Source organism: Lentzea sp. HUAS12 (assembly GCF_024125735.1).
In the GTDB taxonomy this organism is placed as follows: Bacteria; Actinomycetota; Actinomycetes; order Mycobacteriales; family Pseudonocardiaceae; genus Lentzea; species Lentzea albida.
The window spans coordinates 3952320-3970339 of sequence record NZ_CP099738.1; the positions used below are offsets into that span (position 1 = coordinate 3952320).

Annotated in this window: 16 protein-coding genes; 7 read left to right on the forward strand and 9 right to left on the reverse strand. The window is 71.2% G+C overall.

The genetic code is table 11. The annotated features are described in order from the left end of the window. Positions 1 to 36: 36 nt before the first annotated feature. Entirely contained in the window at positions 37 to 849 is an 813-nt protein-coding gene (locus ND450_RS17265) for a hypothetical protein (protein WP_253327129.1), read from the reverse strand. Between the two features lie 74 nt (positions 850 to 923). Here ND450_RS17265 and ND450_RS17270 point away from each other — a divergent pair, with 74 nt between their 5' ends. Beyond that, the gene (locus ND450_RS17270; RefSeq protein ID WP_253327130.1) at positions 924 to 1460 is read left to right on the forward strand and encodes a DUF4240 domain-containing protein; all 537 of its coding nucleotides are present in this window, start codon (positions 924 to 926) and stop codon (positions 1458 to 1460) included. Between the two features lie 10 nt (positions 1461 to 1470). Here the strand turns inward: ND450_RS17270 and ND450_RS17275 are convergent, their stop codons facing one another. Next, on the reverse strand, positions 1471 to 3399 hold the full coding sequence (locus ND450_RS17275; RefSeq protein ID WP_253327131.1) for a VWA domain-containing protein: 1929 nt from the start codon (positions 3397 to 3399) through the stop codon (positions 1471 to 1473). Continuing rightward, the gene (locus ND450_RS17280; protein ID WP_253327939.1) at positions 3396 to 4736 is read right to left on the reverse strand and encodes a sigma 54-interacting transcriptional regulator; all 1341 of its coding nucleotides are present in this window, start codon (positions 4734 to 4736) and stop codon (positions 3396 to 3398) included. The genes ND450_RS17275 and ND450_RS17280 overlap by 4 nt, the downstream gene beginning before the upstream one ends. A gap of 206 nt (positions 4737 to 4942) precedes the next feature. Between ND450_RS17280 and ND450_RS17285 the strand changes: the two genes are divergently transcribed. The 4 genes from ND450_RS17285 to ND450_RS17300 all read left to right on the forward strand — a co-directional run bounded on the left by ND450_RS17285 (position 4943) and on the right by ND450_RS17300 (position 9451). Further along, the gene (locus ND450_RS17285) at positions 4943 to 5368 is read left to right on the forward strand and encodes a YcxB family protein (protein WP_089912163.1); all 426 of its coding nucleotides are present in this window, start codon (positions 4943 to 4945) and stop codon (positions 5366 to 5368) included. Positions 5369 to 5428: 60 nt separating this feature from the next. Next, positions 5429 to 6226: a hypothetical protein gene (locus ND450_RS17290; RefSeq protein ID WP_089912166.1), complete on the forward strand. Its 798-nt coding sequence runs from the start codon at positions 5429 to 5431 to the stop codon at positions 6224 to 6226. Positions 6227 to 6326: 100 nt separating this feature from the next. After that, positions 6327 to 8129 carry a VWA domain-containing protein gene (locus ND450_RS17295; protein ID WP_253327132.1) on the forward strand — a complete coding sequence of 601 codons (1803 nt, stop codon included), beginning with the start codon at positions 6327 to 6329 and terminating at the stop codon, positions 8127 to 8129. Next, complete coding sequence (locus ND450_RS17300) at positions 8126 to 9451, forward strand: extracellular solute-binding protein (RefSeq protein ID WP_253327133.1); 1326 nt, start codon at positions 8126 to 8128, stop codon at positions 9449 to 9451. Before ND450_RS17295 ends, ND450_RS17300 begins: the two co-directional genes overlap by 4 nt. Here the strand turns inward: ND450_RS17300 and ND450_RS17305 are convergent. Continuing rightward, a complete protein-coding gene (locus ND450_RS17305; protein ID WP_253327134.1) occupies positions 9439 to 10269 on the reverse strand; it encodes a catechol 1,2-dioxygenase in 831 nt (276 codons plus the stop codon). The genes ND450_RS17300 and ND450_RS17305 overlap by 13 nt on opposite strands. 1 nt (position 10270) lies before the next feature. Next, positions 10271 to 10834: an NADPH-dependent FMN reductase gene (locus ND450_RS17310; protein WP_253327135.1), complete on the reverse strand. Its 564-nt coding sequence runs from the start codon at positions 10832 to 10834 to the stop codon at positions 10271 to 10273. A 99-nt stretch (positions 10835 to 10933) separates the two neighbouring features. Here ND450_RS17310 and ND450_RS17315 point away from each other — a divergent pair, with 99 nt between their 5' ends. Beyond that, the gene (locus ND450_RS17315; protein WP_253327136.1) at positions 10934 to 11416 is read left to right on the forward strand and encodes a MarR family winged helix-turn-helix transcriptional regulator; all 483 of its coding nucleotides are present in this window, start codon (positions 10934 to 10936) and stop codon (positions 11414 to 11416) included. A 1-nt stretch (position 11417) separates the two neighbouring features. Here the strand turns inward: ND450_RS17315 and ND450_RS17320 are convergent, their stop codons facing one another. From ND450_RS17320 to fabG, 3 genes are read right to left on the reverse strand one after another with little or no spacing between them, the layout of a single operon-like run. Continuing rightward, complete coding sequence (locus ND450_RS17320; protein ID WP_253327137.1) at positions 11418 to 12443, reverse strand: ferrochelatase; 1026 nt, start codon at positions 12441 to 12443, stop codon at positions 11418 to 11420. A 52-nt stretch (positions 12444 to 12495) separates the two neighbouring features. Beyond that, positions 12496 to 13263, reverse strand: a complete 768-nt coding sequence (gene fabI / locus ND450_RS17325; RefSeq protein ID WP_089912176.1) for an enoyl-ACP reductase FabI — start codon at positions 13261 to 13263, stop codon at positions 12496 to 12498. Between the two features lie 34 nt (positions 13264 to 13297). Next, positions 13298 to 14002, reverse strand: a complete 705-nt coding sequence (gene fabG, locus ND450_RS17330) for a beta-ketoacyl-ACP reductase (RefSeq protein WP_089912179.1) — start codon at positions 14000 to 14002, stop codon at positions 13298 to 13300. A 108-nt stretch (positions 14003 to 14110) separates the two neighbouring features. Between fabG and ND450_RS17335 the strand changes: the two genes are divergently transcribed. Next, positions 14111 to 16690 carry an FAD-binding and (Fe-S)-binding domain-containing protein gene (locus ND450_RS17335; protein WP_253327138.1) on the forward strand — a complete coding sequence of 860 codons (2580 nt, stop codon included), beginning with the start codon at positions 14111 to 14113 and terminating at the stop codon, positions 16688 to 16690. On the opposite strand, the gene ND450_RS17340 is transcribed toward ND450_RS17335, so the two are convergent. Further along, on the reverse strand, positions 16670 to 17962 hold the full coding sequence (locus tag ND450_RS17340) for an MFS transporter (protein ID WP_253327139.1): 1293 nt from the start codon (positions 17960 to 17962) through the stop codon (positions 16670 to 16672). The two genes, ND450_RS17335 and ND450_RS17340, sit on opposite strands and share 21 nt — an antisense overlap. Positions 17963 to 18020 lie beyond the last annotated feature (58 nt).

Genomic DNA, 18020 nt, shown 5'->3' on the forward strand with positions numbered 1-18020 from the left:
TCGAGACCACGGCCCGCTCAGCGCCGACGACCCCGCTCAGCGGCGGCCGGGGAGCAGGCCGCCTTCCACGACGGCCTTGCTCAGCGGCGCGGCCAGTTCCACGAACCGCTGCTTCTCCTGGTCGCTCAGGACGTCGTAGGCCGGCGCGGCCATGCGGTCCGTGTCGTCCTCGATGCCGTTGCGCAGCTCACGGCCCTTGTCGGTGAGGAGCTGGTCCTCGCCGACGAGTCCGCGGTGCTGCAGGTCCTCGACCGTGGCGTCCCACTGCTCCCGCGACCACGCACGGGTCTTGCGCAACGCGTCGGCCGGGTAGTCGCCCGTCGCGACGTGCAGCACCAACGCCTCGATGCCGGAGATGTTGTGCCTCAGCAGGGCCGCGAGGTGGCCGTCGCCGCGGAACTCGCGCAGCAGCGTCTGGGCGTGGAACAGCTGCAGCAGCGTGTCGTCCGGCCACGGCAGGCTCGCGTGCGCGGCGAACAGCGTGCGGCCCTGCGGCATGTCCTTGGACCGCTCGGCCGCCCGCTTCGCGAGCTCGGTGATCTCCTTGAGGTCGTCGGGCAGCACCTTGCGGAGGGCCTCGTCCGCCGCCTCCCAGCGCAGCTCCAGCATGCGCTGCGGCGTGACCTTCTCCCACGCCTGCGGGATGCGCGCCCGCACGATCTCGGGGTTGAAGTTGTAGAACGTCGCGATCACGACCTCGGCCCCGACCGCGCCCATCGCCGCGGCGCGGGACGCGAAGTACCCACCTGGCCGGTCGAGCCCCGCGCTCGCGTACCGGGAGTCCGCCTCGGGGGCGAAGTAGATCATTCCGTGCACGGCCTCGAGCGAGCGGAAGAGAGTCCTGATCATGCCTACAACCTAGAACGTCGCGGCTCGTAAGTCAGGCGCCGAAATTGTCAGACCCCTCTGCCACGCTTCTCGACGTGGACCCGAACACCTTCTGGAAGCTCATCGCCGCCGCCCGGGCGAGCGTCCCCGACCCGTCCGACGGTCACGCCGTGGCCGCCGCGGCCACCACGTTGCTGGCCGAGCGCCCGCCCGCCGAGATCGTCGCGGCCCAGCAGACCCTGTGGGAGCTGCTGACCGCCTCGTACCGGAACCCGCTGTGGGCGGCGGCGTACATCCTCAACGGCGGCTGCTCTGACGACGGCTTCGACTACTTCCGCGGCTGGCTCGTGACCCAGGGCGAGGAGGTCTACACGGCCGCCCTGGCCGACCCCGACTCGCTGGCGGGCTTACCGGCGGTGGTGGCGGCCGCCGACTCCGGCGACGAGTTCGAGTGCGAGGACGCCCTGTCCATCGCCTGGAACGCGCACATCAAGGCGACGGGCATGCAGTTGCCGCAGGACGCGTTCCGGATCCGCTACCCGGAGCTCGACCCGGACTGGGACTTCGACTTCGACGACAGCGCCGAACTCGCGGCCCGCCTGCCCGGGCTGGCCGCGCTCCACGACCTCTGAGGTCCTGCCGTCACCGCCTCCGGCGCCGCGACCTGAGGTAGTCGCTCACCACAGCGGCCCCGAGTCCTTCCTCGTCCGCCGAGACGACCCGGCCACCACCCCGCCGGGCCACGATGTCGACGAAAGCGGCCAGCCGGGGGTCGTCCCCCAGCTTGAACACCGAGATCGTCGCCCCGAGCCGGGCCAGCCCGTCCACCTCGTTCAACGTCTTGGTCAACGTCCGCGGCAGCGGCGGGTAGTGGAACTCCGCGTCCCCGTCGGGCTCCAGGTGCGCCGTCGGCTCACCGTCGGTCACCACCAGCACCACGGGCTGCGCGTCGGGATGCCGCCGCACGTGCCGCCCGGCGAGCAGCAACGCGTGGTGCAGGTTGGTCCCCTGCTCCCACACCCCTTCCAACGCCGTCAGCTGACCGATGTCCACGGCCTCGGCATAACGCCCGAACGTCACCAACTGCAGCGCGTCCGTGCGGAAACGGGTGCGCACGAGGTGGTGCAACGCCAGGGCCGTGCGCTTCATCGGCACCCAGCGTCCGTCCTGCACCATCGACCAGGAGGTGTCCACGCACAACGCCACAGCGGCACGCGTCCGGTGTTCGGTCTCGGACACCTCGAGGTCGACCACGTCCAGGGACATCGAGCCCGAGCGCAGCACGGAGTTGCGCAGGGTGCGCGGCACGTCCCAGGGCTCGGTGTCGCCGAACTGCCACGGCCGCGTCGAGCCGATCAGCTCTCCGGCGGCGCCTGCGGACGAGGTCTCGCGCGAGCCCTGCGCCGAGCGGAGCTGGTCGACGACACCGCGCAGCGCCGTTTCTCCCAGGCGGCGCAGCGCCTTGGGCGTGAGCCGCAGCGAGCCGTCGGGGGCGCGTTCCACGATGTTCTGCGACCGCAGCGCCTTCTCGAGCTCCGCCAGCCGGCGGGCGTCGACCGAGGCCGACTCGCCCAGCTGGCGTTCGAGCGCCTCCAGGTCGATGTCCTCCAGGCGGGCGCCCGGATACGACTGGGAGAGCTGCTCGGCCAGGGCGTCGAGCTCGGCGAGGTCCGCCATCGCCTGCGCGCCCTCGCCGAGGCCGAGCGGGTCCTGGCCGCGGAAGCGCGCGGACGACGTCCAGTCCTCGCCGGGGCGCAGCCGTTGCAGCAACGAGTCCAGCGCGGACAGCTGTGAGCCGATGCCGCCGAAGGCCTGCTGCGACAGCGCGGAGAGCTCGGCGCGCTGGGCGTCGGTCATCGAGTTCATCATGCGTTGCGCCGCGGCCGAGCGGGCGGCGAGCGCGTCGATGAGCTCGTCGACGTTGCGGGGCTTCTCGGGGAAGAAGTCGCCGTGCCTGCGCATGAAGTCGTCGAACATGCGCGGCGTGTCCGGGGAGCCGGAGGCGTGCGCTTCCAGCAACGTGTTCAGGTCGCGCAGCATCCGCTGGATGCGCTCGACGTCGCGGGAGTCCACGTTGGACAGCGCGTCCTTCATGCCCTGGAAGCGCTGGTCCAGCAGTTCGCGGCCGAGCAGGTCGCGGATCTGCTGGAACGCCTCGCGGGCCTCCTCGGAACGCCAGTCGTAGTTCGACAGCTCCTGCACGGCCGCGGCGGTGCCCTGCGGGAGGGCGTCGAGCTGGGCCTCGCGGAAGCGCGCGTCGTCGGACGGGTCCGGGAACAACGCGCGGCGTTCGGCCTCCAGCGCCTTGTCGAGCAGCTGCCGGACCTCGGTCAGCGTGCCGTCCAGGCGGTGCCGGCGCTGGATCGACGCGCGGCGCTGCCACAGGCGTGAGGTCAGGTCGTCGAGGCCGCGGGTGCCGTCGACGCCGCGGCGCAGCAGTTCGCGCAGGGCGGACTGCGGTGAGGCGCCCTCCATGATCTCGCGGCCGAGCTCGTCCACGGCCGCGCGGAGGTCCACCGGGGGCGCCAGCGGGTCGGCGCCGCCGCCCCAGCGTCCGTAGCGGTATCTCATCCGTACACCGATCGGTCGTCGTCGGAGGAGTTGTCCTTCGACAGGTGGCGGGTCAGGTAGAGCGACTCCAGGGCCAGTTCGACGGCGGAGGCGATGCGGCCGACGGGGTCCTTCGGGCCCGCGCCCAGCCGGGCCGCCACCTCGTGCAGGATCGGGAGCTCCGGCAACGCCGCCAGCAGGTCGCCCGCGTGCACCCGGTCGCCGGTCGCCACGGGGTGGCCGTCGGAGACGACCTCGGCGAGCGCGCGGAGGTTCAGCCCGGCCAGGCGCGCGCGGGCCGTGTCGGCGATCGAGCGGCGCAGCAGGTGGACCAGCACCTCCTCCTCGCGGCCCTCCTCCCCCGCCTCGAACTCGAGCTTGCCGCGCAGCACGTCCGGCACCGACTCGAGGTCGACCGGGCGCGCGATGGCCGGGCTCTCGCCGATCAGCGCGGACCGGCGCAGGGCCGACGCCGCGACGGTCTCCGCCGCCGCGATCGCGAAGCGGGCCGACACGCCGGAGCGCTGGTCGATCGACGACGACTCGCGCAGGTGGCGCACGAACCGGGCGATGATCTCCAGCAGGTGGTCGCCCACCTCGGCGACGAGCTCGGCCTCCTGGCGGACCATGTCGACCTCGGCGTCGACCTCCAGCGGGTAGTGCGTGCGCACCTCGGCGCCGAAGCGGTCCTTCAAAGGCGTGATGATGCGGCCGCGGTTCGTGTAGTCCTCGGGGTTCGCGGTCGCCACGAGCAGCACGTCGAGCGGCAGCCGCAGCGTGTAGCCGCGGACCTGGATGTCGCGCTCCTCCATGACGTTGAGCAGCGACACCTGGATGCGTTCGGCCAGGTCGGGGAGCTCGTTGATGGCGATGATGCCGCGGTGTGCGCGCGGGAGCATGCCGTAGTGGATCGTCTCCGGGTCGCCGAGCGAACGCCCCTCGGCGACCTTGACCGGGTCGACGTCGCCGACCAGGTCGCCGACGGACGTGTCGGGGGTCGCGAGCTTCTCGGCGTAGCGCTCGTCGCGGTGCCGCCACACCACGGGGAGGTCGTCACCGAGTTCGGCGGCACGGCGCCTCGACTCGGGCGTGATCGGGTCGAGCGGGTGTTCGCCCAGCTCGGAGCCCTCGATCACGGGCGTCCACTCGTCGAGCAACGAGATCAGCGTGCGCAGCAGGCGGGTCTTGCCCTGCCCTCTCTCCCCGAGCAGGACGACGTCGTGGCCCGCCAGCAGCGCGCGTTCGAGCTGCGGGAGCACCGTGCGGTCGAAACCGACGATGCCGGGCCACGGGTTGCGTCCGTCGCGCAGGGCCGCGAGGAGGTTCTCCCTGATCTCGGTCTTGACGCCGCGCGGCATGTGCCCGGCGGCGCGCAGTTCGCCCGCCGTGCGGGCCAGGTTCTGGGTCACCCCGACGACGCTACGCACCGAATCCGGACCCGTCGACGTGGAGCAACTCCAGGCGCGGGCGCACCGCGTGCGCCAGAATGCGGGGCGACATGAGTGACAGCGTTGATTTCAGATGGGCCCCTTCACCCGCCGACTGGCGTGCCAGCCTGCGCGCGATGGTGCCGATGTTCCGATGGGCGCCTTGGTTCGCGCTCGCGTTCGCGGCGATCTCGCTCGTGCAGCTGTTCGTCCTCGGCGGCCCGGTCTTCGTGGGGATCTTCGGGCTGGTGTGCGCGCTGGTCATCGGCCTGATGGAGCCGGTAGCGGTGTGGTGGCGGTTCTCGTCCGACGAGATGATCAGCCGGACGGTGGTCGGCAGCGCCGACGCCCAGTCGTTCCGGATGGCCGTGGGCGCCGCGGTGCGCGAGGAGATCGTCTGGCAGGAGCTGCCGGGCTGGACCGAGACGCGGCAGGGCTTCGTCCTGGAGACGCTGGACGAGGGCGCGGCGTCGCTGTCCGTGCCGCACCGGGCCTTCGCGTCCGATGAGGACCTGACGTCGTTCCGTTCGCTGCTCGAGAACAACATCGGTCCGGCGAAGTAGGTGTCTCGGATCGGGCACACCGGGTGGGGCTCGCGGGGCCGGGCCACGTAATCTCGTCGGGTGTCCTGTGCAAGTGCCACGCTGGTCGTGTGGACGTCGGGATGGCTGCACGGCCTGGCCGCCGCCGACGACGTCCTCGACGCCCTGCACACGTGGGCCGAGCAGCACGAGGTGGTGGCCGACGACGACGGCACCGCCACGGCTCTCGACCTCCCCGGTCCCGACGAGGCCCCCGTGGGTCCCGCCCTGCTGCTGGCCGCCCTGCGGCGCGCGGGCGCGACCTCGGCGCGGCTGGTCCTGCCCGTACCGGGCGACGTGCGAGGGCTGGGAGGCAAGGGCACCCTCGCGACGTGCGCGCTGCGTTCCGGCGAGGCGCTCGTGGTCCCGTCCGTGCACATCGGGCTCGTGCCGAAGATCGTGGCCGACGGCGTGATGCGCTGGACGGTGTTCGACCTGCCGTCGTCCAACGGCCTGGAGCACATCCCGATCGGCGAGGCCGAGGCCGGGCTGGGCACCGCGCTGCGCGAGGCGACGGCGGCACTGGCCGCGCTGGACGTGGCCAAGCACCGGCCGAACGTGCGCAAGGAGATCGCCGACCTCGCGGCGGAGAACTCCACGCTGCCGTGGCCCGACGCGATGCCGCCCAGGGCGCTGCGCGTGCTGCAGCGGGCCGCCGAGGTCGCCGCGATCGTGTCGGTGGCCAGTGCGGACTCGCCCGGTGGCGCGTTGTCGGCGTCGGCGATGACGGCCCGCACGGAGGCGCTGCGCCCGGTGGCCCAGGCCGTGCGTCGCGCACGGTGCGCGGCGGTCGACGAGGCCGTGCGCGTGCTGGCGGACAGCGGCGCCGGTCGTCACTGACCCGAACGAGTGGTTCTCCCCCGCTGACCCCTCCTGACCGGCCAACTCCCCCAGAACTGCCGGTGCTCCCGCCTAGGGTGCCTGGTGGGGAGGACGCCGGATGGAGGACGTCGACCAGCGCCGGTCGAGCACAGCACCCCGGTACGCGGGCGCCCTCATGCTGGCCGCGGTCGCCGGGCACCTGCTGTCCGAGACGGCCACGGGCGCGCTCACGACGTGGCAGTCGTGGGTGCTCTACGGCCTCGGCGCGGGTCTGCTGGTGCTGTCGGCGTCCGCGATCGAGCGGCTGAACCAGCTGGCCAAGCGCATCCGGTTGCGCTGGGTCGTGTTCACGGCCGTGCTCGCCGCCGCGGCGGTGCTGGTGGCGTTCGCGGGCCCGCCGCTCGTCGCGTACGGGCGGGTGCTGGTCCTCGGCTGTCCCCAGCCGACGGAGGTGCGGGTGCTGACGTCGCAGGACGCCGAGCCCGCGATCAGCGAGGTGGCGCGGAGGTTCGAGCTGCACACGGCGGCGGAGAACCACGGGTGCCGCACGGCTCGGCTGTACGTGTTCTCGGCACCGGGCGACCAGGGCGCGATCGCGTTGCGGTCCTCGTGGTCGGCGAAGGAGCTGCGGGAGATCGGGCCGCACCCGGACGTGTGGCTGCCCGACTCGACCGCGGAGGCGAACGAGGTGGTGCGCCGCACGAGAGGCGTCGGTTCGGCGGTGCGCGTCGAGCCGGGCGAGTCGGTGGCGTTCTCCCCCGTCGTGCTCGGGGTGCCCCCGCGGATCGCGAAGGACGTCGTCTCGAGCACCCCGGAGACGTGGGGTGAGCTGCTGACGAAGGTCGGTCGCACCGGCACCCCGGTCGGCAGGCCGAATCCGCTGCTGACGGCGGCCGGCGGGCTCGCCACGGCGGCGTTGTACGAGACGCTCGACCCCGCCGTCGTGGAACGCGGCGTCGAGGAGGCGGACCGGCCGCGGCCAGGCGCGGCGATGATCACGACCGAGCAGGTGTTGTTGCGGCACAACAAGACCGCCTGCGCGCAGAAGCCGTGCCTCACCGCTCTGTACCCGTCGGACACCTACCGCGCCGACTACCCGCTGAACCTCGTCGAGTGGGAGGCCCAGGACGTGCGCAACCACGCCGCCCGCGAGCCCGCGAAGGCGTTCCGGGCGTGGCTCGGCACCCAGGAGGGCCGGGCGGCGCTCAACGCCACCGGGCTCCGTCCCGCCGGGCAGGCCGCGGGAGCGGAGTTCCGCGAGGAGTTCGGGGTGCGCGCGGGCCTCGCGCTCGACCGCGAGGAGGCGGCGCCGGACGACGCGGCGCAGGCCGAGTTCGAGAAGAACTACGAGCAGGCCAAGAGGGACGGCCGCGTCTGGCTCACCCTCGACGCGTCCGGGTCGATGGCCGAGCTGTCGCCGACCGGGGAGACGAGGTTCGCCGTCGCGGTCAACGGTGTCGGCAAGGCCCTCACGCAGATGGGTCCCGAGGACACCTACGGCCTGTCGGTGTTCCGCGACACCGAGGTCCGGCAGCTCGTACCCCTCGGCCGGCGGGACAAGGAGGCCGCGGCCGCCGCGCTCAGCACCGTCACGCCGGCCGGGGGCACGCCGCTGCACCAGGCCGTCCTCGACAGCCTCGACCGGGTCGGCGCCGGCGACGCGGACCACGTGAGCGCGGTGATCGCGCTGACCGACGGCGAGGACACGACGAGCCCGCAGACCCGGCAGGACGTCGTGGACGCGGTGCGGCGCAAGGGGGTCCGGGTGTTCGTGATCGCCGTCGGCGACGCGAGCTGCGCGACGCACGCGCTGACCACGATCACGGACGCGTCGGGCGGCGAGTGCCGCGACTCGACGACGGACACGCTCGGGGACGACCTGGCGGAACTGTTCCGCCGGGTGTGGGGAGGTTCCGGATGAGGTGGCTGCGGCGCACCTGGGCGGCCCTGCCCAGACTCGGCCCGCCGGGTGTCGTGTGGGCGAACCGCTCGTGGCTCGCGATGGGCGTGGCGGTGGGGATCGTGCTGACGATCCTGTTCACGAACGGCGTGCAGCCCCTGTTCCGCGAGTCGACCGAGTGGGAGAAGGGCAAGCTCGTGGTGCTCAGCGGCCGCGACCAGAGCGACGGCGGCCAGCGGCGCGCGTTGATCAACCAGTGGAACGCAGAGCACCCGGACCAGCAGGCCGAGATCGTCGAACTGCCGGACGAGGCGGACGGCCAGCGCAGCGAGATGGTCGCGCGGGCCCGGGAGAAGGCCGACAACGTCGACGTCTTCAACCTCGACGTCACCTGGACCGCCGAGTTCGCCCAGTCCGGCCACCTGCGCCCGCTGTCCGGTGTGGACACGAGCGGCTTCCTGCGCCGTCCGCTGGAGAGCTGCCGCTACCAGGGCGTGCTGTGGGCGCTGCCGTTCAACACGGACGCGGGCCTCCTGTTCTACCGCAAGGACCTGGTGAAGGAGGACCCGCTCGATCTGGACGACATCACCACCACCGCCACCCGAGCACTGCGGGCCGGGCAGGACGCCCGCCTCGCCGCCGGGTACGCGGGCCAGCTCGCCGACTACGAGGGCCTCACCGTCAACGCCCTGGAACTGATCTGGGCGGAGAAGGGCGACGTGGTCGACGAGAACGGCGAGGTCGTGATCGACTCCGAACGGACCCGCCGCGCCCTGCGCTGGCTCGCCGACGGCCTCAAGGGCGAGAAACCCGTGGTGCTGCCCGAGTCCCGCTCCCAGACCGAAGCGCTCACCACCCAGGCGTTCCGCGACGGCAAGATCGCCTACATGCGCAACTGGCCGGTCGCCCACCGCGTCCTGCAGGGCAACCAGGGCGAGTCGGCGGGCCGTCCCCGCATCGACTTCGGCGTCACCGGGCTGACCGGGCCGAGCGTCCTCGGCGGCCAGAACCTCGCGATCTCCGCGAAGTCCACCAAACCGCGCGCCGCCCAGGCCCTCATCGAGTTCCTGACCGGCCCGCGCAGCCAGCAGCTCCTCTTCGAACGAGGAGGGCTCGCCGCCACCCGCGGCATCGTCTACCAGGACAGCCGGGTCGCCACCGAACACCCGTACTCCAGCACCCTGCTGGACGCGATCGAGGACGCCCGGCTGCGCCCGGTCACCCCGCACTACTCGCGCTTCAGCGACGAGTTCCGCACGGTCATCCGCTACGCGCTCGACCACGACGGCGCCTTACCGGACAACGCCGAGGAGTCGCTCACCAACGCGCTTCAGGGCCGCTGATCCGGGCGCAGCACGAAGTCGTGGGTGAGCCTGCGAAGGTCGTCGTGCAGCGTGGTGGTTCTGACGGCACCGGCGGGAATCGCTCCTTCGACCGCGCTGTCGACCAGCGGGTCGCCGTCGAAGTAGATCTGCGTCGTCAGCGGCAGGCAGCCGTCCGCGGTGACGGTGGCGTGGATGTGCAGGGGCCGCTTCCCCTCGGACCGCAGGGCGTCGAGCAGACCGCCGAGCGGGCCGGTCTCGTCCAGTCCCAGGGTCTCCACGCCGGGCATGACCGTGCGGAACTCGTAGCGCCCGTCGGCGTCGGCGACGACCGTGGCGCGGAGGTTGTGCTCGGGAACCCCGCTGGAGTCGTTCGGGATGTTCAGCGGCAGGAAGTCGCTGGTGTCGATGCCGGAGTAGACGTTGTTCGCGTCGATCTGCCAGATCTCCAGTGCCGCACCGGGAAGCGGTTCCCCCGTCGTGGTGCGCACGGTGCCGGAGACGACCAGTGGTTCACCCGGCTCGTCCGGGCGCATGGGCAACACCGCGGGACTGGCCAGCACGGGTGCGCCGGGCCGGTAGGCGGAGCCCTCCATGTCCCAGTGACTCGCGCCGTCCTTCTCGGGGTGGGCATAGGGCGCACCGACCGTTCCTTTGAGGACGGTCTTGTAGAAGAAGACGCGCAACAGGGCCAACTCCCCCGCGTCGGCGGCTGCCTGCAACCACGCCAGGGCGGCCAGCATCTCCTCGCGCGTGACCTGGTGCCGCAGGAGGACGTCGTCGACCGCGCGGCGCAGGTCGCCGAACACGACCCGCACCCGGCTCGGTGATCCGCTCATGTCAGCGCCGGACCGTCTTCAGGGCTCCTGCCCACGACTCGAGCTGGTCGAACAGCACGTCGGCGGCGCTGTCGTGCCTCGGCGAGGGCGTGAACACCGAGAAGTTCTCGAAGTCGGTCTGCAACGAGAACGACAACTGCTGCCGGACGTGCGCGATCTGCAGTTCGCTCGCGATCGCACGCAGGTGCTCGATGGCGCGCGCACCGCCGAGGGAGCCGTACGAGACGAAGCCCGCGGCCTTGTTGTTCCACTCGGCGTAGAGGAAGTCGATCGCGTTCTTCAGCACTCCGGAGGTGGAGTGGTTGTACTCCGGCGTCACGAAGACGAAGCCGTCGAACTCGCTGATCCGGGCGGCCCACGCCTTCGTGTGCTCACCGGCGTACCTGCCCGCGCTCGCCGGCACGGCCTCGTCGAGGTGCGGCAGCGGGTGGTCGAGCAGGTCGACGAGCTCGTAGGCGGCTCCGGTGCGCTCCTTCGCCCTGGTCAGCACCCAGTCCGCGACGGCGGCGCCATTGCGGCCGGGACGGGTGCTGCCGAGGATGATCGCGATCTTGAGGTCGCTCATGGCGTGGTCTCCACGGGGTCGTTGACTTGAATCTTCAAGTCAAACTAGCGACTCTGACTTGAATTTTCAAGTGAAGGTCGCCGGACCTAGACTGCGTGCATGTCCGCCCGAGAACAGTCCGACGTGGCCGAGCCGCGGTGGCTCACCGACGACCAGCTGGCGGTGTGGCGCGGGTTCATGAGGCTCGTGCAGCGACTACCCGCCGCGCTGGAGTCACAGCTGCAGCAGGACTCGGCGCTCAGCTTCATCGAGTACCACGTGCTGGCACACCTGTCCGAGCAGCCCGACCGGCGGATCCGGATGAGCGCGCTCGCGGACCTCGCGAACACGGAGCTGTCCCGGCTCTCGCACATGGTCGGGCGGCTGGAGAAGCGCGGGTTCCTCCACCGCGAGCCCGATCCCGCGAACGGGCGCTACACCCTCGCGGTGCTGACCGACGCGGGTCAGGCGCACCTCGAGAAAGCGGCGCCCGCGCACGTGGCCCGCGTGCTGGACCTGGTCGTCGACGGCCTCTCGCCGGACGACCTGCGGGCGCTGCGCCGGATCTCCGACACGGTGCTCGCCCGCATCGACCGCCGGTGACTCAGGTGCGGGCGGGCCTCTTGGCCGGCTCGCAGCACAACGGCGCACAAGGCGCACCGTTCACCGTGCAGCCCGCCGACGTGAACGACGACAGCTTGCGCACGGGCGCACCGGACGTGTGCTCCGCCACCAGTTCGGTCACGAGCTCGGCGAACCGCGGGTCACCGTTCGGGGTGGCCGCGCGGGCGAACTCCATGCCCAGCTCGGCGGCGCGCTCGCGGGCCTCGGTGTCGAGGTCCCACACCACCTCGAGGTGGTCGGACACGAACCCGATCGGGCAGATCACCACACCGGTGACACCCTTGGCGTGCAAGGCGTCGATGTGGTCGACGACGTCCGGTTCCAGCCACGGGATCTGCGGCGGGCCGGACCGCGACTGCCACACCACGTCGTACTCGGTCACCCCGAGTTCGGCGGCCACGAGACGCGAGGCCTCGACGACCTGGCGCGAGTAGCGGTAGCCGCCTTCGGAAGGCGGACCGGCGGCCTTGTCGGCGGACACCGGCACCGAGTGCGCGGTGAACACGATCCGGTACGGGCCGCTCAGGGACGCCGCCGCCGTGCGGACCGCGTCGGCGAAGGAGGAGATGAAGAGCGGGTGGTCGAAGAACTGGCGCAGCTTCACCAGTTCGGGGCCACCGGGCACGGCCTGCAGGGCCCGCACGATGTCCTCGTCGTACTGGCGGCAGGCGGAGTAGCCGCCGTACGCACTCGTCGGGAACACCAGCGCGCGCTGCACGCCGTCGGCCTTCATCTGGGCGACGGTGTCCTCGACCATCGGGTGCCAGTTGCGGTTGCCGAAGTAGATCGGCAGTTCGAAACCACGGGCCTTGACGGCCTCGATGGCTTCCAGGTTCAGGCGGTTGATCGGCGACACGCCGCCGAAGTGCTGGTAGTGGGCCTCGACCTCGTCCAGCCGCTCCGGCGGCACGCCACGTCCGCGAACCACGTTCTCCAGGAAGGGACGGACGTCCTCAGGACCTTCTGGGCCGCCGAACGACAGCCAGAGCAGCGCATCGAAACTCACCACTCCATCCAATCAGACGCCCGATCGCCTCACATGACGAACGCGTGTGACCTCAGAGACCCAGGAAGTGCACGCCGCCGTCGACGAACACCATCGAGCCGGTGGTGGCCGGGAACCAGTCGGACAGCAGGCCGCACACGGACTTCGCGACGGGCGTCGGGTCGTCGACGTCCCACGACAGCGGCGCCTTCTCGCCCCACATCTTCTCCAGCTCGCCGAAGCCCGGGATGGACTTCGCGGCCATGGTGCGCACCGGGCCGGCGGAGATGAGGTTCACGCGGATGCCGTCCGGGCCGAGGTCGCGCGCCATGTAGCGGTTGATCGACTCGAACGCCGCCTTCGCCGCGCCCATCCAGTTGTAGGCGGGCCACGCCTGGCGGGCGTCGAAGTCGAGGCCGACGACCGACGAGCCGTGCGACAGCAACGGGCGGACGGCCTGCACGAGCGCCTTGTACGAGTACGCCGAGACGTGCATCGCCACGGAGACGTCCTCCCACGGCGCGTCCATGAACGGCGCGCCGAGGCAGCTCTGCGGGGCGAAGCCGATGGCGTGCACGACGCCGTCGAGGCCGTCGACGTGCTCACGCACCCGGTCGGCGAGCGTGTCGAGGTGCTCCTGGTTCTGCACGTCGAGCTCCACGACGGGCGCGGGCTTGGGCAGGCGCTGGGCGATGCGCTGCACGAGGCTCATCCGGCCGAACCCGGTCAGCACGACCTCGGCGCCCTGCTCCTGGGCGACGCGTGCGACGTGGAAGGCGATCGACGCGTCGGTGATCACACCGGTGATCAGCAGTCGCTTGCCTTCGAGCAGTCCGGTCACTTGATCCAACCCTTTCGCAGTACGGGGAAAACGTTCAGTGGCCCATGCCGAGGCCGCCGTCGACCGGCAGCACGGCACCGTTGATGTAGCCCGACTCGTTCGCCGCGAGGAACGTGACGGCGCGCGCGATCTCCTCCGCCGCGCCGTAGCGGGCCGCCGGGATCTGCTTGAGCGCGGCGTCGCGGACGGCCTCGGGCAGCTCGGCGGTCATGTCCGTGGTGATGAAGCCCGGCGTGACGACGTTCGCGGTGATGTTGCGCGAGCCCAGCTCCAGCGCGATCGAGCGCGCCATGCCGACCATGCCCGCCTTGGACGCCGCGTAGTTGACCTGGCCCGCGCCGCCGGTGAGGCCGACGACCGAGGAGATGAAGACGATGCGGCCGAACTTCTTGCGCAGCATGCCGCGGGAGGCGCGCTGGGCGAACCGGAACGCGCCGGTCAGGTTCGCGTCGACGACCTGCGTGAACTGCTCCTCGCTCATGCGCAGCAGCAGCGTGTCCTGCGTGATCCCGGCGTTGCAGACCAGCACCTCGACGGGGCCGTGCGCGGCCTCGACCTCGGCGAAGGCGGCGTCGATCTCCTCCGAGTTCGTCACGTCGCACTTCACGCCGAGCAGGCCTTCGGGAGCGCCGGACCCGCGGTGCGTCACCGCGACCTTGTCGCCCTGCGCCGCGAACGCCTGCGCGATGGCGAGGCCGATGCCGCGGTTGCCTCCGGTGACCAGAACGGACCGACTCACTAGCTCTCCTGAGAATCGCTGCTGGTTGACCGGGTGAGGCTATCGGCTACCGGCAGGTAGACCGGCATCGGCGGAGGCAAGTCACACCCAGCCAGGCATGATCGGGTGATGCGGGCGTTTCTCGATCAGCTCCGGCGTCACGTGGACGGTGACGTGCTGGACGACCCGGCGAGCCGGGCCCTGTACTCGGCGGACGCGTCGAACTACCGCCACGTGCCGCGGGTGGTCGTCCGTCCACGTACGACGGACGCCGTGGTCGCGGCCGTCGGCCTGGCCGCGGAACACCGCGTGCCGATCACCAGCCGCGGCGCGGGGACCTCCATCGCCGGCAACGCGTGCGGCACCGGCCTGGTGATCGACTTCAGCCGGTACCTGACCGCGTTCGAGATCTCCGGCGACCGGGCGTTCGCGCAACCGGGCGCGGTGCTCGACAAGATCAACGCGGCGGCCGGCCCGTACCTGTTCGGGCCGGACCCGTCGACGCACTCGCGCTGCACCATCGGCGGGATGATCGGCAACAACGCGTGCGGCGCGCACTCGGTGAAGTGGGGCAAGACCAGCGAGAACGTCGCGAACCTCCAGGTCCTGACCGTCGACGGCCGCACGTTCGACACCACGAGTCCCCCGCCGCTGGCGCTCCCCTCGCACGACCCGGCGTGGTTCCCGCGGCTCGGCCGCCGGGTCAGCGGGTACGCGCTGGACGCCCCGACGCTGACGCAGCAGCTGGTCGGCACCGAGGGCACCTGCGTGGTCCTGCTGGGCGCCGAACTGGAGCTCGTGCGCAGGCCGGAGCGCCGGATCCTCGTCGTGCTCGGCTTCGCGGACACCTACGAGGCCGCCGACCAGGTCACCCAGATCGAGGACGCGCTCGCGATCGAGGGCCTGAACGAGTCGCTGGTGCACAGCGTGAAGACCCGTCCCGACCTGCCCGAAGGCCGCAGCTGGCTCTTCGTCGAGGTCGAGGACCACCCCGAACGCGTCGCCCGGCTCACGAAGAACTCCCTGGTCATCCACGACCCCGCGCACCAGCGGGCGCTGTGGCGGATCCGCGAGGACGGCGCCGGTCTGGCCACCCGCATGGCCGACGGCAGCGAGGCCTGGTCGGGCTGGGAGGACGCGGCGGTCCCGCCGGAGCGCCTCGGCACCTATCTGCGGGAGTTCGACCAGTTGCTGACCCGCTATGGACGCCGTGGCATCACCTACGGCCACTACGGCGAGGGCTGCATCCACGTCCGCATCGACTTCGACCTGGCGAGCGGCTACCGCGAGTTCCTGCAGGACGCCGCCGATCTGGTCGTGAGCCACGGCGGCAGCCTGTCGGGCGAGCACGGCGACGGCCAGGCGCGGTCCGAGCTGCTCAGCCGGATGTACCCGCCCGAGGCGATCCAGGCGTTCCGGGAGTTCAAGCACGCCTTCGACCCGCAGAACCTGCTCAACCCCGGCCGGATCGTCGAGCCGCTGAAGCTCGACGACGACCTGCGGGTCCTCGTCGCGCCGCCGAAGATCCCGACCCGCGCGGAGTTCGCGAGCGACACGCGCCGGTGCATCGGCGTCGGCAAGTGCCTGAACACGCACGGCGGCGTGATGTGCCCGAGCTACCGCGTCACGCGCGAGGAGAAGCACTCCACGCGAGGCCGCGCGCACCTGTTGTTCGAGATGCTCAACGGCGACGTGGTCAAGGGCGGCTGGCGCTCGCCCGAGGTGGCCGAGGCGCTGGACCTGTGCCTGGGGTGCAAGGGCTGCAAGCGCGACTGCCCCGTCGACGTCGACATGGCGAGCTACAAAGCGGAGTTCCTGCACGAGCACTACAAACGACGGGTGCGCCCGCGTTCGCACTACGTCATGGGCTGGCTGCCGACGTGGCTGAAGTACGGGCTGGTCAACAGGTTCACGGCAAAGCTCGGCCGGTTCGCCGGCATCACCCCGGAACGCGAGCTGCCGACGCAGACGACCCGCCTGGTCCGCCAGCTGCACCCGCTCGGGAACGGCGACCCGGTGCTGCTGTTCCCCGACACGTTCACGAACCACTTCGAGCCGGGCGTCGGCCTCGACGCCGCGAACGTCCTGGCACACCTGGGAAACCGCGTCGAAGTGCCGTCCGCGAACGTCTGCTGTGGACTGACGTGGCACTCGACGGGCCAGTTGGGCAAGGCCCGCCGGGTGGTCGAAGGCACGGCGCGGGCGTTGCTCCCGTGGACGAGCCGGGGCGTCCCGGTGATCGGTCTGGAACCGAGCTGCACCGCGTTCCTGCGCGCGGAGGCCCCGAAACTCTCGGACGACCCGGCGGTGCAGGCGCTGGCGAAGGCCACCCGGACGTTCGCCGAGCACGTCGCCCCGAAGCTCCCGGCCCTGGAGGGCGCACGGGAAGCCGTCGTCCAGACGCACTGCCACCAGTACGCCGAGCTCGGTTTCGAGCCCGACAAGGCCGCGATGGCGAAGGCGGGCCTGAAGCCGACGGTGGTCGAGGGGTGCTGCGGCCTCGCCGGGAACTTCGGGTTCGAGCGAGGCCACTACGACGTCTCGATCGCGTGCGCCGAACAGGACCTGCTGCCGGCGTTGCGCGCCAACGAGGACGCGCTGGTGATCGCGGACGGCTTCAGCTGCCGCACGCAGATCCGCCACACCACCGACCGCAGGCCCGTGCACCTGGCCAGCGCGCTCGCCGCGCTAATCGCGGTCGAGGACTGAGTCCTTCGACGTCTCCCGCATGAACCCGTAGACCAGCAAGGAGATCAGCACGCAGCCGGCGACGTAGTAGAAGAACACCGACTCCATCCCGGCCTGCTTGAACCACAGCGCCACGTACTCGGCCGTGCCGCCGAAGATCGCCACGGTCAGCGCGTACGGCAGCCCCACCCCCAGCGCGCGGATGGTGGTCGGGAACAGCTCGGCCTTCACGATCGCGTTGATCGACGTGTACCCGGTCACGATCACCAGGCCGCCGAGCATCAGCAGGAACGCCGGCACCGCCTCGGACGTCGTCGCGAGCGCCGAGAGCAGCGGCACCGTCGCCAGCGTGCCCAGCACCCCGAACCCGAGCAGCAACGGCCGCCGCCCGATCCGGTCGGACAGCGCGCCCGCAAGCGGTTGCAACACCACGAACACCAGCAGCGCGGCGAAGTTGATCCAGCTCACCGTGGCCGCGTCGATGTGGCTCGTGTTCACCATGAACTTCTGCAGGTACGTCGTGAACGTGTAGAACGCGACCGTGCCGCCGAGCGTCAGCCCCACCACGGTCAGGCACTCCCTGGGGTGCTTCAGCAACGCCCTGATGGTGCCGTTCTGCTCGCCGCTCCCCTTCTGCTTCTCGAAGTTCGACGACTCGTCCATCCCGCGCCGCAACCACATGACGACGATCGCCCCGGTCGCCCCGATGACGAACGCGACCCGCCAGCCCCACTCCGTCATCTCGGCCTTGGACAGGAACTGCTGCAACACGATCTGCACACCCAATGCCACCAGCTGACCCGCCGTCAGCGTCACGTACTGGAAGCTGGAGTAGAACCCGCGGCGAGCGGGAGAGGCCACTTCGGACAGATAGGTGGCAGAAGTCGCGTACTCACCCCCGACCGACAGGCCCTGGAGCAACCGCGCCAGCACCAGCAGGACCGGCGCCGCCACCCCGATCGACGCGTACGACGGCGTCAGCGCGATGATCAGCGAACCCGCGGCCATCAGCGTGACGGACAACGTCAGCGCGGCCCTGCGCCCGCGCCGGTCGGCGTACCGGCCGAGCAGCCAGCCACCCAGCGGCCGCATGAGGAAGCCGACGGCGAACACGGCGGCGGTGTTGAGCAGCTGCGCGGTCTGGTCGCCCTTGGGGAAGAACGCGGCCGCGAAGTAGATGCTGAACGCCGTGTAGGCGTACCAGTCGTACCACTCGATGAGGTTGCCGACCGACCCGCGCAGCACGTTCGCCACCACACGGCGTTCGCTGCTCTTCTCCTGAACCACTGTCATGCCGGACACCATTCCGACGGCTCCGGACCGGTCACAACTCGGGCCCGGGCATCTTTAC

What these genes read in the sequence shown, in the direction of transcription:
- ND450_RS17265 (WP_253327129.1), bottom strand. Translation starts at nt 849, where the DNA reads ATGATCAGGACTCTCTTCCGCTCGCTCGAGGCCGTGCACGGAATGATC.
- ND450_RS17275 (WP_253327131.1), bottom strand. Translation starts at nt 3,399, where the DNA reads ATGAGATACCGCTACGGACGCTGGGGCGGCGGCGCCGACCCGCTGGCG.
- ND450_RS17280 (WP_253327939.1), bottom strand. Translation starts at nt 4,736, where the DNA reads ATGCCGCGCGGCGTCAAGACCGAGATCAGGGAGAACCTCCTCGCGGCC.
- ND450_RS17285 (WP_089912163.1), top strand. Translation starts at nt 4,943, where the DNA reads ATGGTGCCGATGTTCCGATGGGCGCCTTGGTTCGCGCTCGCGTTCGCG.
- ND450_RS17295 (WP_253327132.1), top strand. Translation starts at nt 6,327, where the DNA reads ATGGAGGACGTCGACCAGCGCCGGTCGAGCACAGCACCCCGGTACGCG.
- ND450_RS17300 (WP_253327133.1), top strand. Translation starts at nt 8,126, where the DNA reads ATGAGGTGGCTGCGGCGCACCTGGGCGGCCCTGCCCAGACTCGGCCCG.
- ND450_RS17305 (WP_253327134.1), bottom strand. Translation starts at nt 10,269, where the DNA reads ATGAGCGGATCACCGAGCCGGGTGCGGGTCGTGTTCGGCGACCTGCGC.
- ND450_RS17310 (WP_253327135.1), bottom strand. Translation starts at nt 10,834, where the DNA reads ATGAGCGACCTCAAGATCGCGATCATCCTCGGCAGCACCCGTCCCGGC.
- ND450_RS17315 (WP_253327136.1), top strand. Translation starts at nt 10,934, where the DNA reads ATGTCCGCCCGAGAACAGTCCGACGTGGCCGAGCCGCGGTGGCTCACC.
- ND450_RS17335 (WP_253327138.1), top strand. Translation starts at nt 14,111, where the DNA reads ATGCGGGCGTTTCTCGATCAGCTCCGGCGTCACGTGGACGGTGACGTG.
- ND450_RS17340 (WP_253327139.1), bottom strand. Translation starts at nt 17,962, where the DNA reads ATGACAGTGGTTCAGGAGAAGAGCAGCGAACGCCGTGTGGTGGCGAAC.